Annotated in this window: 14 protein-coding genes; 10 read left to right on the top strand and 4 right to left on the bottom strand. The window is 65.9% G+C overall.

Going from position 1 to position 12,440, the window contains the following annotated elements; genetic code table 11:
• Positions 1–4 precede the first annotated feature (4 nt).
• Positions 5–1,156 (top strand): succinyl-diaminopimelate desuccinylase, encoded by a 1,152-nt coding sequence (gene dapE / locus A8950_RS00850; protein WP_133611585.1) that lies wholly within the window; start codon positions 5–7, stop codon positions 1,154–1,156.
• A complete protein-coding gene (locus A8950_RS00845) occupies positions 1,149–1,727 on the top strand; it encodes a hypothetical protein (RefSeq protein ID WP_133611584.1) in 579 nt (192 codons plus the stop codon). The genes dapE and A8950_RS00845 overlap by 8 nt, the downstream gene beginning before the upstream one ends.
• Positions 1,728–1,777: 50 nt before the next feature.
• On the opposite strand, the gene A8950_RS00840 is transcribed toward A8950_RS00845, so the two are convergent.
• Positions 1,778–2,911: a trimethyllysine dioxygenase gene (locus tag A8950_RS00840; protein WP_133611583.1), complete on the bottom strand. Its 1,134-nt coding sequence runs from the start codon at positions 2,909–2,911 to the stop codon at positions 1,778–1,780.
• A gap of 140 nt (positions 2,912–3,051) precedes the next feature.
• On the opposite strand from A8950_RS00840, the gene betI reads away from it, so the two are divergent.
• Complete coding sequence (gene betI, locus A8950_RS00835; RefSeq protein WP_133611582.1) at positions 3,052–3,699, top strand: transcriptional regulator BetI; 648 nt, start codon at positions 3,052–3,054, stop codon at positions 3,697–3,699.
• On the opposite strand, the gene truA is transcribed toward betI, so the two are convergent.
• From truA to def, 3 genes are read right to left on the bottom strand one after another with little or no spacing between them, the layout of a single operon-like run.
• Positions 3,696–4,433 (bottom strand): tRNA pseudouridine(38-40) synthase TruA, encoded by a 738-nt coding sequence (truA, locus tag A8950_RS00830; protein ID WP_133611581.1) that lies wholly within the window; start codon positions 4,431–4,433, stop codon positions 3,696–3,698. The two genes, betI and truA, sit on opposite strands and share 4 nt — an antisense overlap.
• Positions 4,430–5,338 (bottom strand): methionyl-tRNA formyltransferase, encoded by a 909-nt coding sequence (gene fmt / locus A8950_RS00825; RefSeq protein WP_133611580.1) that lies wholly within the window; start codon positions 5,336–5,338, stop codon positions 4,430–4,432. The genes truA and fmt overlap by 4 nt, the downstream gene beginning before the upstream one ends.
• A 27-nt stretch (positions 5,339–5,365) precedes the next feature.
• On the bottom strand, positions 5,366–5,890 hold the full coding sequence (gene def, locus A8950_RS00820) for a peptide deformylase (protein WP_133611579.1): 525 nt from the start codon (positions 5,888–5,890) through the stop codon (positions 5,366–5,368).
• 125 nt (positions 5,891–6,015) lie between these two features.
• Between def and A8950_RS00815 the strand changes: the two genes are divergently transcribed.
• The 7 genes from A8950_RS00815 (at position 6,016) to A8950_RS00785 (ending at position 12,333) form a co-directional block, all read left to right on the top strand.
• Entirely contained in the window at positions 6,016–7,104 is a 1,089-nt protein-coding gene (locus A8950_RS00815; RefSeq protein WP_133611578.1) for a DNA recombination protein RmuC, read from the top strand.
• A 103-nt stretch (positions 7,105–7,207) separates the two neighbouring features.
• Positions 7,208–8,170, top strand: a complete 963-nt coding sequence (locus A8950_RS00810) for an SPFH domain-containing protein (protein ID WP_208109687.1) — start codon at positions 7,208–7,210, stop codon at positions 8,168–8,170.
• A gap of 15 nt (positions 8,171–8,185) precedes the next feature.
• Positions 8,186–8,647: an NfeD family protein gene (locus tag A8950_RS00805; protein ID WP_133611577.1), complete on the top strand. Its 462-nt coding sequence runs from the start codon at positions 8,186–8,188 to the stop codon at positions 8,645–8,647.
• Between the two features lie 34 nt (positions 8,648–8,681).
• Complete coding sequence (locus tag A8950_RS00800) at positions 8,682–9,542, top strand: universal stress protein (RefSeq protein WP_133611576.1); 861 nt, start codon at positions 8,682–8,684, stop codon at positions 9,540–9,542.
• 180 nt (positions 9,543–9,722) lie between these two features.
• The gene (locus A8950_RS00795) at positions 9,723–10,508 is read left to right on the top strand and encodes an Hpt domain-containing protein (RefSeq protein WP_166644925.1); all 786 of its coding nucleotides are present in this window, start codon (positions 9,723–9,725) and stop codon (positions 10,506–10,508) included.
• Positions 10,509–10,637: 129 nt separating this feature from the next.
• Positions 10,638–11,861, top strand: a complete 1,224-nt coding sequence (locus A8950_RS00790; RefSeq protein WP_133611574.1) for an MFS transporter — start codon at positions 10,638–10,640, stop codon at positions 11,859–11,861.
• A 109-nt stretch (positions 11,862–11,970) separates the two neighbouring features.
• On the top strand, positions 11,971–12,333 hold the full coding sequence (locus tag A8950_RS00785) for a hypothetical protein (RefSeq protein ID WP_133611573.1): 363 nt from the start codon (positions 11,971–11,973) through the stop codon (positions 12,331–12,333).
• Positions 12,334–12,440: the final 107 nt, after the last annotated feature.

The raw sequence follows: 12,440 nt of genomic DNA, 5'->3' as shown, positions 1-12,440 counted from the left end.
GCCCATGCCCCTCGATCCGGTCGACCTCGCCCGCACCCTCATCCGCCGTCCGTCGGTGACGCCGCAGGACGCAGGCGCCATCGGCGTGCTGGAGACGGCCCTGAAGCCCTATGGTTTCGAGGCACACCGCCTGAGCTTCGCCGCACCGGGGACCGAGCGGATCGAGAATCTCTATGCCAGGGTCGCGGGCGACCGGCCGGGGCGCAATTTCTGCTTCGCCGGCCATACCGACGTGGTGCCGCCGGGACCGAGCGATGCCTGGAAAACCGACCCCTTCGCGGCCGAGGTGATCGGCGGCGAGCTCTTTGGCCGCGGGGCGGCCGACATGAAGAGCGCCATCGCCGCCTTCGCTGCTGCTGCAGCACGATTCATCGAGAAGCGCGGCGGCAAATTCGCCGGCGCCATCTCGCTCCTCATCACTGGCGACGAGGAAGGCCCGGCGGTCAACGGCACCAAGCCGGTGCTGGACTGGCTCAAGGAAAAGGGTGAAAGGCTCGATGCCTGCATTGTCGGCGAGCCCACCAACCCGACGCGCCTCGGCGAGATGGCGAAGATCGGCCGGCGTGGCAGCTTCACCGGGCGCCTCGTCGTGCATGGCGTGCAGGGCCATTCCGCCTATCCGCATCTGGCCGACAACCCGATTCATCACCTCGCCCGGATGATCGCCGCCCTCACCGAACCGCTCGACCAGGGCTCGGCGCATTTCCCGGCGACGACATTGCAATTCGTCACCGTCGATGTCGGCAATCCGGCCACCAACGTGATTCCGGGCGAGGCAAAAGCCGTCTTCAACGCGCGCTTCAACGATCTCCACACGGCGGCAAGCCTCGAGGCCGAGATCCGCCGCCGCCTCGACGCAGCCGGCGGGCGCTACAGCCTTGCCTGCGAATGCTCGGGCGAATCCTTTTTGACACCGCCTGGCCCCTTGTCCGAGATCCTGGTGGCGGCGGTCGAGGCGGAAACCGGCCTGACGCCCGAGCTTTCCACCACCGGCGGCACGTCGGATGCGCGCTTCATCAAGGATTTCTGCCCGGTGATCGAATTCGGCCTGGCCGGTTCGACCATGCACAAGGTGGATGAGCGGGTGCCGGTCGCCGATATCGAGACGCTGGCCCGCATCTACGAGCGGGTGCTCGACCGGTATTTCGATGCCTAGCTGGACCGAGGCGCTGGCCGCCATCCAGGGCATCAAGCGCCTCATCCGCTTCGATCCCGGCTTTGCCGCCTGGTTCGACCGCTCGCCGCGCGGCGCGCTCCGCTCCTTCGGCCTGATGCTGCCGGTCTTTCCCTGCTTCCTGGTCTTGTTGTTCTACGGCAAGACCCTGCGACCGGAACTGGAAAGCATCCGCCTCGTCTTCGCCACCCTCACCTATTATGCGCTGGGCTGGATCATGTTCCCGCTGCTGCTGATCCTGATCGGCCGGCTGCTCGGGCGTGAAGGCCAGGCCATCGGGACCATTACCTTCTACAACTGGTTCGGCGCCATCCTGGTCGGCCTCATATTGCCGCTGCGTATTCTCTATGCCGCCTTCGACGCCAGCGGGATCGCCGGTTTCGCGATTCTTTTCCTGGTAATCGCCTCGCTGGTCCTGGAAGCCTTTGCCTTTCGGGTCCTTCTGGGTATCGGCTATCTCGGCGCAATCCTGCTGACGCTGTTCGATTACATTCTCGGCGAAAGCCTGTTCGTGCTGCTGATGTCCCAGCTCTATCAGGCGATGCCGATCTAGGCGCAGGGCGACATTCCCGGAAGCCGGTGTCGTTTTCTGTCCCGACGAGGTTACGCCGCCGCCATCTCAAGCCGCCGCGCACGCAGCACGCGCAGCCGGCTCTCTACGTCTTCCTTGTTGAGATAGGCGCCGGCGAGGCGGCGCACGCCGCTATAGGCATCCCGGGCGTGGAGCAGGCGCCAATTGTCGAAGAGGGCCAGCGAGCCCGGCGCCAGACGGCGGCGGTATTGCAGGGCTGGGTCATTGGCGTGGCGGGCGAAGGTCGCGTAGGCCGCCGAGAAAAGTGCCTGGCGGCGGGGCTCGAGCGCGAAGGGTGCCCGGTCATGGTTGTTGAAGCTGACCTGCACGAGGCGGCCGGCGGAATCGAGGCGGAAGAGCGGCCGGCGGGCCATCAGATGGATGCCGCGGTCAAGATCGATATACTGGCCCGGCACCTCGACCTCGGTCAGCACGCGATAAAGTTCGGGCGTGTCGCGGCGCATGATCTCGGCGATGCGGAAGCCGTCGACGAACACGTTCTCGCCGCCCTCACCCTCGAAGGCGAGGACATGCAGCATCTGATAGCCCGGCGCGTCGAAGGCATAGGTGCCGTCGGTATGCGGGCCGATGGCAAGCGAGGTATAGGCCGTGTCCTTGTGCTGCAGGTTGGCGGTGAAATCCCAATAACCACCGAAGATGGTCTCGCGGATATAGGCGATGCGGGTGGCAACAGCCTGCGTGCCCTCCGGGGTCGCCGGCGTGCCCTCGACGAAACAGAAGCCGAAACGTTCCAGCCGATCGAGACAGGCTTCCAGTCCGCCATCTCCTTGCATCATCGCGTCAAACGACACCTGCGGAAAATCGGCCGAGATCTCGGCCTCGTTCCAGGTGGTGATGTCGCTGGTCGGGTGGCAGACCGGCGACAGGGTCGCCGCAAGCTCGCGCGCCATGAAGCTGCTCTCATGGCCGTCCGACCAGGTGATGCCGAGCCTGTCGCCGCCGGCGCCAAGTTCGATCGCGCTCGCCTGGAGGCCGGCAGGAAGGGCGAAGGTATCCACCAGGCGTTGGCGCGTTTCCGGGTGATGGCAGCTTGCACAGGTGCAATGATCGCGCAGCCAGTCATGGGTGAAGACATGGCTGGTGCCGTCGCCGAAGGCGATCTCGATCCCGCCCTGCTGGGGGGCGGCATGGGTCATATGCGTCATGGCGGCAATCCCGTGGAAAAAATGTCGGTGCGATCATTATTTTACGATTGTATAATACACAAGTATTATTTATTCATGTATGGATGAAGGCGATTCACTGAAGATCGAGCCACCGAAAACCGAGGCCGGGATTGACACCGTTGACTGACAAGGCACCGAAATTCACCCGCGACCTGCCGGAGGCGCGGCGCAAGCAATTGATCGAGGCGACCGCACGGTCACTGGCCCGGCATGGCATGGAAGGCACCACCGTCCGCGTGGTGGCGGCCGAGGCGGGGGTCTCGCCTGGCCTGGTGCGGCACCATTTCGCCGGCATGCATGACCTCATCGCCGAAACGTATCGCTGGACCGGCAAGGAGGTCGACCGGGCGCTGCGCGCATCGCTCGCCGCCGCCGAGCAGACGCCGGAGGCGCAGTTGCGCGCCTTCGTCGATTCGAGCTTTTCCGAGCCGATGCTGGATACCGATCTGCTGGGCGTCTGGCTGACCTTCTGGAGCCTGACCCGCACCGATCCCGAGATCCACGCCATCCACGGCAAGGTCTATGCCGGCTATCGCCGCCGCCTGGAGGAACTGATTCGGGAACTGGCCGTCGAGCGGAAGCTGAAGGTGGATGCGCGTGTCGCCAGCCTGGCCTTCACCGCCCTCCTCGACGGGCTGTGGCTGGAACATTGCCTGGATGCCAGCACCTTCACCGCAAGGGAAGCCGCGATGATCGCCCATGACTGGGTCGACAATCTGATCGCCGGCCGTTTCCTGGCAGGCGCGAAGCAGGCGCTCTCGGCCTAATAGACCACCCTGGTGAGATAGAGGCCGTCGGGCGGTGCCGTCGGGCCGCCGGCGGCACGGTCGCGGGCGGCGAGGGCCGCCGTCACGTCATCCGCCGACCATTTGCCCTCGCCGGCGAGGCGCAGCGTCCCCACCATGTTGCGCACCTGGTGATGCAGAAAGGAGCGCGCCTCGGCGATCACCTGGATCTCCTCGCCGACCCGGTTGACGTCGAGGCGGTCGAGCGATTTCACCGGCGATTGCGCCTGGCAGAGAGCGGCGCGGAAGGTCGAAAAATCGTGGCGGCCGACCAGGCGCTGGGCCGCCTCGTGCATGGCAGCGGCATCAAGCTCGGCCGGCACCCACCAGACATGGCCGCGCTCCAGCACCGGCGGCGCGCGCCGGTTGGCGATGCGATAGAGATAGGCACGGCCGGTGGCCGAGAAGCGAGCATGAAAATCATCCGCCGCCACAGCACAATCGGTGACCGCGATCGGGTTCGGCTTCAGATGGAAATTGAGTGCGGCCATCAGCCGTGCTGGGGCGATCTCCTTCAGGATGTCGACATGGGCCACCTGGCCGATCGCATGTACGCCGGCATCGGTGCGCCCCGCGCCATAGACATGGGTTTCCTCCTGCACCGTCGCCGCAACCGCCTCCTCCAGGCATTGCTGGATGGAAGGGCCGTTCTCCTGGCGTTGCCAGCCGACGAAGGGGCCGCCGTCATATTCGATGCCAAGGCGGAAGCGGGTCATGACAGCTGGGTACCCCTGGCCAGTTTCACCCCGCGCAGGAAATCCGGCGCCGTCATGGGTTTCTTGCCGGCCCTTTGCACCAGCGTCAGGCGGAGCGCGCCGGCGCCGCAGGCGACGGTCAATTGATCGTCGAGGATGGTTCCCGGCACCGCCTGGCCCGGCACGATCTCGGCCTTCAGGACCTTGAGCCGCTCGCCGTCGGGCAGCTGGCACCAGGCGCCGGGATGCGGCGCGAAGGCGCGCACGGCCCGCTCCAGCAATGTCGCCGATTGCGACCAGTCAAGCCGCGCCTCGGCCGGCGAGATCTTGGCGGCATAGGTGACACCCTCCGCCGGCTGCGGAACGGCCTCGAAGGGCAGCCGCGGCAGGGTTTCGACGATGAGCCGCGCGCCCATCTCCGCCAGCGCATCGTGCAGCGCGCCGGCCGTCATCTCGTGGCCGATCTTGAGTGTCTCGCTGGCGAGGATCGGGCCGGTATCGAGCCCGGCTGCCATCTGCATGACGGTGATGCCGGTGGTGGCATCGCCGGCCAGGATCGCCCGCTGGATCGGCGCCGCCCCGCGCCAGCGCGGCAGCAGCGAGGCATGGATGTTGAGACAGCCGAATCTGGGTGCATCCAGGATGGCCTGCGGCAGCAGCAAGCCATAGGCGGCAACCACAGCCACGTCCGCGCGGTGTGCGGCAAAGGCCGCCTGCGCCGCTTCATCCTTCAGCGAGACGGGCGTCAAAACGGGCAGGCCGTGCTGCTCGGCCAGCACCTGCACCGGCGATTTCCGCAATTCCTGCCCGCGACCCGCCGGGCGTGGCGGCTGCGCATAGACAGCCGCCATCTCATGGCCGGCCGCGATCAGTGCCGCGAGGGTCGTCGCCGCGAAATCCGGCGTGCCCATGAAAACTATGCGCATTGGAAGTCGGGGCGCATGCGCCGCGCCCTAGGCCGGCACGCCGGCGCCCTGCTTCTTCGCCTTCAGCAGTTTGCGCAGGATGATGTTGCGTTTCAGCGAGGTCAGGTGGTCGATGAAGAGCACGCCGTCGAGATGGTCGATCTCGTGCTGCACGCAGGTGGCGAGCAGGCCGTCCGCTGCCAGTTCCTGTTCCTCGTTGTTGTGGTCGAGATAGCGCACGCGGCAGGCGGCCGGGCGCACCACATCGGCATAATGATCCGGCACCGAGAGGCAGCCTTCGTTGTAGCTGGCGTCGTCGTCGGAGACCCAGACAAGTTCGGGATTGGCCATCCTGAGGGGTTGCGGCGGCTCGCCCTCCGGCGCTACGTCGAGGACGATGACACGCTTCAGCACGCCGACCTGTGGCGCGGCCAGGCCGATGCCGGGCGCCAGATACATGGTCTCCAGCATATCGTCCATCAGCTGCCGCACCTCGCCATCCACCGCGGCGACCGGGTCTGATTTCTTGGCAAGCCGCGGATCGGGTGCGGTCAGGATATTGAGCTTGGCCATGATCGGGTCGGGTACTCCTCGCTTTCGGGCTTTACCTATGGATTCCGGGGGCTATCGTCAAGCTGACCCCGGGGCGAGTCGGGCCTAATCGGGCACCGGGATCGGCTCTGGCAAAGGAAAAAACCATGGAATCCAGCCCTCTCCTGCTGGCGGGAATTGGCATCACCCTGCTGGCTGTCCTGTTGGTCCTGGTGGTCGTGCTGCGCCGCCGGCCGGAACCGGCGCCGGCCGCCGATCCCCGCATCGACCAGCTGGCGGGGCAGATCCAGGCGCTCGCCGCCGCCCAGGCCGCCACCCAGGCCGCCATCGACCAGCGCCTCGACCAACGCCTCAACCAGTTGTCGGACCGGGTCCACGAACGCCTCGCCCTTTCCGCCACCGAGGCCGGGCAATCGCTGAGCGAGCTCAAGGAACGCCTGGCCGTGATCGATGCGGCACAGAAGAACATCGCCGAATTGTCGACCCGGATGGTGAGCCTGCAGGACATACTTTCCAACAAGCAGGCGCGCGGCGCCTTTGGCGAGGTGCAGCTCGCCGCCATCGTGCGCGACGCCCTGCCGCCGGCCAATTACGAGTTCCAGGCGGCGCTGGGCGACGGCAAGCGGGTCGACTGCCTGCTGCGGCTGCCCAACCCGCCCGGCGCCATCGGCATCGACGCCAAGTTCCCGCTGGAGGCCTATCGCGCGATCCGCGATGCGGCTGATGATGCGGCGATCAATCAGGCGCGGCGCGAGTTCTCGACCGCCATCAAGCTGCATGTCCGTGCCATTGCGGAGAAATACATCGTGCCGGGCGAAACCGCCGATTCCGCCCTCATGTTCCTGCCCTCGGAAGCGGTCTATGCCGAGCTCCACGCCAATTTCCCGAATCTGGTCGAGGAGGCGGGGCGGTCGCGCGTCTGGATCGTCTCGCCCACCACCTTGATGGCGACCCTCACCACCATGCGCGCGGTTTTGAAGGACGTGCGCATGCGCGAGCAGGCCCATGTTATCCAGGCCAAGGTGGGCGAGCTCGCCAAGGATCTCGACCGCCTCGACACAAGGGTCGGCAAGCTGCAGCAGCATTTCGACCAGGCCGTCGAGGATGTGCGCCAGATCCGCATCTCGACCGACAAGGCATTGAAGAAATCGGCCGACATCGAGAGCGTCGGCCTGGACGGACCGGAGGCCGAGGCGCTCGCTGCGCCGGTTGCGAAAATTCCGGTGGCGCGCTGAGGTCCGTCCCGCCAGTTTCACTTGCAAGCCGGCAAAAGCCCCCTACATTCTTGGGGTGACCGGCAGCGGCATCTCGCCGCGCCGTCCTGTCTGGGGGGAAACCATGGGCCTGAGCACGTTTGCGATCTTCGTCATCGTCCTGCTGGTGGTGGCGGTCCTCCTCGTCTTCATGGGGATCAAATCGGTGCCGCAGGGACGCGAATGGACCGTGGAAAGGTTCGGCCGCTACACCCACACGCTGCGCCCGGGCCTCAACTTCATCATTCCCTTCGTCGACCGCATCGGCGCCAAGATCAACATGATGGAATCGGTGCTCGACGTGCCGACCCAGGAAGTGATCACCAAGGACAACGCCATGGTCAGCGTCGACGGCGTCGTCTTCTACCAGGTGCTGGAGGCGGCCAAGGCCGCCTATGAGGTCAACGATCTCGAGAACGCGATCCTGAACCTCACCATGACCAATATCCGGACGGTGATGGGCTCGATGGATCTGGACGAACTGCTCTCGCAGCGCGACAAGATCAACGCGCAGCTCCTCCATGTGGTCGACGACGCGACCCAGCCCTGGGGCATGAAGGTGACGCGTATCGAGATCAAGGACATCGCCCCGCCGAAGGACCTGGTCGACAGCATGGCCCGCCAGATGAAGGCCGAGCGAGACAAGCGCGCCGCCATCCTGGAAGCGGAAGGGTTGCGGCAGGCGGCGATCCTCAAGGCCGAGGGCGAGAAGCAGGCCGCGATCCTGCAGGCCGAGGGCGAGCGCGAAGCCGCCTTCCGCGAGGCGGAAGCGCGCGAGCGCCTCGCCCAGGCGGAAGCCAAGGCGACCGAGGTCGTCTCGGAATCCATCGCCAAGGGCAGCGTGCAGGCGGTCAACTACTTCCTCGGCCTCAAATATACCGAGGCCCTGCAGGCCATTGCCGGCGCCCCGAACCAGAAGGTGATCCTGATGCCGCTGGAGGCGAGCAATGTGATCGGCGCACTGGGCGGCATCGCCGAGCTGGCCAAGACGGCGCTGGGCGATCGCAGTGGTGGCGCCGCCGGCACAGGACCCTGGCAGAAGCCGTAACGGCAAGAGGTCGAGATGAGCGAGGTCGGCATTCCATTCGAGCTTGAGTTCTGGCACTGGATGATCCTGGCCGCATTGCTGGCGGGCCTCGAAATCCTCACCCCGGGCTTCTTCTTCCTGTGGCTGGGCGGCGCGGCCCTGCTTACCGGAATCGTGGCGCTGGTGGTGCCGAGCCTGACCTGGGAAATCCAGGTGCTGGTCTTCGCCCTGCTTTCCGGCGTTTCCGTTCTGGCCTGGTATCGGTTCCGCGACAAGCTGGTGATCCAGAGCGACGACAACACCCTCAACCGCCGCGGTGAGCAGATGGTGGCGCGCACGGCGACATTGTCCGAGCCGATCGTCAACGGCCGCGGCCAGATCCGGATCGACGATACGGTCTGGCGCTGCGAAGGACCGGACCTGCCCGCGGGCACCCGCGTCAAGGTGACCTCTGTCAGGGGCGCCATGCTGTCGGTAGAACAGGTTGGGACAAGCTGACGGATAACCACGACCCGAAGGAGGATTGCACGGGATGAAGATTCTCGTCGCCACGGATTTGTCGCCGCGTTCCGACCGCGCCATCGCGCGCGGCTATGCCCTCGCCCAGCAGCAGAAGGCCGAGATGTCGATCCTCTATGTGGTCGATGCCGATCTGCCGGCCGAACTCAGGACGCATTCCATCGAATGGGCGCGCGCGGCACTGGCGAAGGAAGCGGAGACCCAGGCGGCGAGAACCGGCGTCAAGGCGACGCTGGAGGTGCTGGCCGGCCACGCCAAGACCGACATCGCGCGCCATGCCGCGGCGATCAAGGCCGATCTCATCCTGCTCGGCATCCATAACGAGGCGGCCCAGCCGACGCGGCGTTCCTTCGCCGCCACCACGGCCGGCCAGATCGTCAAATCGACCCGCCTGCCGATCCTGCTGGTGAAGAACGAGGCGGCGCAACCCTATGGCCAGGTGGTGATCGGTGTCGATTTCTCGGTCTATTCCCGCGCCGCCCTGCGCGAGGCGATGAAGCTGGCCGGCAGCGCGCAATATCACCTGGTCCATGCCTATCACGTGCCCTTCAAGGGCTTCCTGGGCAGTGCCGAGACGGCGACCGAGGTGGCGCTCGACCAGCGCCTCGCCTTCGACGCCTTCCTCGAGGATGAGATGGATCTGATGGAAAAGCGCGGCCGCGATGGCGGCATCGCCCCGGAGCGGCTCAACAAGATCCTGCGCGAGGGCGAGCCGCATCGCCTGCTGCCGGAGGAATGCGCGCGCCTCAGCGCCGATCTGCTGGTGATCGGCACCCATGGCCGAACCGGCATGTCGGCGGCGATCTGGGGCAGCGTCGCCACCGACATCCTCAACCAGCCGCCGACGGATGTGCTCGTGGTCAAGGCCTACTAGCGCCGGGTCAAACAGCGCTGGCTGTAGCGCGTCCGATTATCTTCCCAGGACCACACCATTGAGCGGGTCCATTTAGCCTTTCTTCATATTCTTGGCGGAATCATGCGCCGGACGGAGGCAGGCTGCGCCGGGGATACGCGGCCAAGCCATCCGCTTGAGAAGATCGGGAAGGTCCGGACCATGGTGAAGGTAATCGGCGCCAATGCCGACGAATTGGCGCAGCGCGACGAACTTGAATTCCGCGACGAGGCGACCCAGCACATCGCCGAGATGAACCGGCTGCTGGACGAGATCGCCGCCCAGGGCCCGGCCGAGAACCTGCTCGAGCAATTCCGCCGCCACGGCCACGAATTGCAGGGCGCCGGCCGCAGCTTCGGCTATCCCGTGCTCTCCATGATCGCGCACCGCCTCGGCGCCTATCTCGACGATCTCACCGACTGGCAGGACAGGAGCCAGAACGACCTTCAGATCTTCGTCGACAAGCTGGGCGAGATGCTGGAGCGGAAGTCGCAGCCCGCCGACGAGGAGATTGCCAGCATCGTCCGCGCGCTGCCTTCGCATATCAACCAGAGCTTTTCCGAGAAGGATGTCGAGATCCGCAATGTCGAGATCCTGCTGGTGACGCCGGCGCGCGCGGTCGCCAAGCTGCTCGCCCAGCAGATCAAGGCCTGCGGCTTCCGCGTCACCACCCTTGCCGATCCGGTCGAGGCGCTCGCCATGGCGCTCCGCCTCCGCCCCGACATGGTGCTGACCTCGCAGGTGATGACGGGTTTGAACGGCGTCGATCTGTTGCGCGCCTTGAAAGCCATCGAGGGCACAGAGAAGATTCCCGGCGCCGTCCTCACCAGCCAGGATCTGGCCGCGACCGTCTTCAACCGCCTGCCGCAAGGCACGGCCATCATCCGTACCGGCGGCAATTTCGCCGACGATTTCGCCAAGGTGGTGACGCAGTTCGGGCTGGGGTGAGGCCTTCGCCGCCTGCCCGATTGTCCCGATACATGCGGTGAGGGCATAAGCCCCTCCCGGCATCGCCTCTGCTCAAGCGGAGAGAAGCCGCGCTAGACTCCCGCCCTATCGAAGCCTGGGAGACGTCGCATGGCGCCACAATCGGCGGCGAAGGCCGCACCGGATACCCGCATTCTCTGGATCATCGCGGCCGGCTGCGGCATCGGCCTGATCGGCTTCGGCGTGCGCTCGGATTTCGGGCTCTTCCTCCTGCCCATGGTGGATGCCAGGGAATTCACCAAGGCCGATTTCGGCTTTGCCATGGCGCTGCAGGCCCTGCTCTGGGGCCTGGGCCAGCCCTTTGCCGGCGCCATGGCCGATCGTTACGGCACCGCGCGCGTGCTCGCCACCGGCGGCCTCCTCTATGCAGCCGGCGTCATCCTGGGCGCACTCTCGCAATCCGCCATCCAGCTCTATCTGACCCTGGGTGTGCTGGTCGGCTTTGGCATGTCATCGGCCTCCTTCATGATCGTGATGGGAGCGTTCGCGCGCCTGGTACCGGCCGAGCAGCGCAGCTGGGCACTCGGCATCGCCACCGCCTCCGGCTCGCTGGGGCAATTCCTGCTGACGCCTCTGGGCGCCGTGCTGCTCGAAGCCTTCGGCTGGGAGACAGCGATGATCATGACCGGGCTGCTCTGCCTTGCCATCATCCCGCTCGCCATCGCGCTCAAAAGCCGCAAGGCAGAACCCCACGCGGCACCTTCCGCGCTTTCCTGGCACGCCGCCCTCGCCGAGGCCTTCGACCAGCGCGCCTATTGGCTGCTCATCCTCGGCTTCTTCGTCTGCGGCTTCCAGGTCACCTTCATCCAGACCTATATCCCCGCCTTCGTGCAGACCCGCGGCATCGGCCTTGATATCGGCGCCTGGGCAGTCTCGCTGATCGGCGGCTTCAACATCGTGGGCGCCTATACCGCCGGCGTGCTCGGCGGCAGGCACAGCAAGAAATACCTGCTGGTCATGATCTATCTCGGCCGCTGCGTCGCCATCACCGCCTTCATGCTGCTTCCCATCACGCCGGCGAGCGTCCTCGTCTTCTCCGCCGTCATGGGCCTGCTCTGGCTCTCCACCGTGCCGCTGACCTCGGGCCTGGTGGCGCAGATCTTCGGGCTGGGCTCCATGTCGATGCTGTTCGGCATCGTCTTCGTCAGCCACCAGCTGGGTTCATTCCTCGGCGTCTGGCTGGCCGGCTATCTCTTCGAGACAACGGGAAGTTTCGACGCCGTCTGGTGGATCAGCGTGGCCTTGGGGCTTTTCGCCGCCGCAATCCATTGGCCGATCGACGAACGCGCCCTCAACCGTGCGGCGGTGGCGTGATATTCTTCCGCGTCATCGCCGGGCGTGACCCGGCGATCCAGTGCCGGCCGCGCGACTGGATGCCCGGGACAAGCCCGGGCATGACGGGCTTATAGAGGTCGGAACCTCCATGACCGCCTTCAGTCCGCATGCCCTGACCCTGAAGCTGCTCGGCGCCATCCTGGCGCTGTGGCTCGGCGTGATGGCGGCCCTACTGGCCTATGCCCAGATGGATGAGGGGGAAACCGGCACCGCGATCATCGTCTTCCCGCCCGGCTGGAGCCTCGAGCAATCGCTTGCCGCCACCCACCGGGCGGATGCACGCCTTCTCACCCCCACCGCCTTCGACAATATCCTCACCGTCGCCGGGGATAGGCCCGGCCTGGTCGGTCGCCTGAAGCAGGCCGGCGGCCTCATCGCCTTCCGCAATCTGACCCTGGGCGGGATCAGCTTCGCGGGATGCCTGGGGGGCGATCTGGGCGGCAGTTTATAGGGCAGGTTAGCTGCGCTAATTCCCGGGGCCACCGGCTGCCAGACCGCGTTAACCATTCCTTTGCCTTAAATGCCGGAGAATGCGCAAAATCGCTGTGACTGAATGCC

Source organism: Dongia mobilis, from assembly GCF_004363235.1.
GTDB classification, from domain to species: Bacteria; Pseudomonadota; Alphaproteobacteria; order Dongiales; family Dongiaceae; genus Dongia; species Dongia mobilis.
The sequence above is the reverse complement of the archived record's forward strand: the minus strand, read 5'-3'. Positions and strand labels throughout refer to the sequence as shown.

Coding starts and splice junctions, on each gene's coding strand:
- dapE (WP_133611585.1), top strand. CDS start 5: ATGCCCCTCGATCCGGTCGACCTCGCCCGCACCCTCATCCGCCGTCCG.
- A8950_RS00845 (WP_133611584.1), top strand. CDS start 1,149: ATGCCTAGCTGGACCGAGGCGCTGGCCGCCATCCAGGGCATCAAGCGC.
- A8950_RS00840 (WP_133611583.1), bottom strand. CDS start 2,911: ATGACGCATATGACCCATGCCGCCCCCCAGCAGGGCGGGATCGAGATC.
- truA (WP_133611581.1), bottom strand. CDS start 4,433: ATGACCCGCTTCCGCCTTGGCATCGAATATGACGGCGGCCCCTTCGTC.
- fmt (WP_133611580.1), bottom strand. CDS start 5,338: ATGCGCATAGTTTTCATGGGCACGCCGGATTTCGCGGCGACGACCCTC.
- def (WP_133611579.1), bottom strand. CDS start 5,890: ATGGCCAAGCTCAATATCCTGACCGCACCCGATCCGCGGCTTGCCAAG.
- A8950_RS00815 (WP_133611578.1), top strand. CDS start 6,016: ATGGAATCCAGCCCTCTCCTGCTGGCGGGAATTGGCATCACCCTGCTG.
- A8950_RS00810 (WP_208109687.1), top strand. CDS start 7,208: ATGGGCCTGAGCACGTTTGCGATCTTCGTCATCGTCCTGCTGGTGGTG.
- A8950_RS00805 (WP_133611577.1), top strand. CDS start 8,186: ATGAGCGAGGTCGGCATTCCATTCGAGCTTGAGTTCTGGCACTGGATG.
- A8950_RS00800 (WP_133611576.1), top strand. CDS start 8,682: ATGAAGATTCTCGTCGCCACGGATTTGTCGCCGCGTTCCGACCGCGCC.
- A8950_RS00795 (WP_166644925.1), top strand. CDS start 9,723: ATGGTGAAGGTAATCGGCGCCAATGCCGACGAATTGGCGCAGCGCGAC.
- A8950_RS00790 (WP_133611574.1), top strand. CDS start 10,638: ATGGCGCCACAATCGGCGGCGAAGGCCGCACCGGATACCCGCATTCTC.
- A8950_RS00785 (WP_133611573.1), top strand. CDS start 11,971: ATGACCGCCTTCAGTCCGCATGCCCTGACCCTGAAGCTGCTCGGCGCC.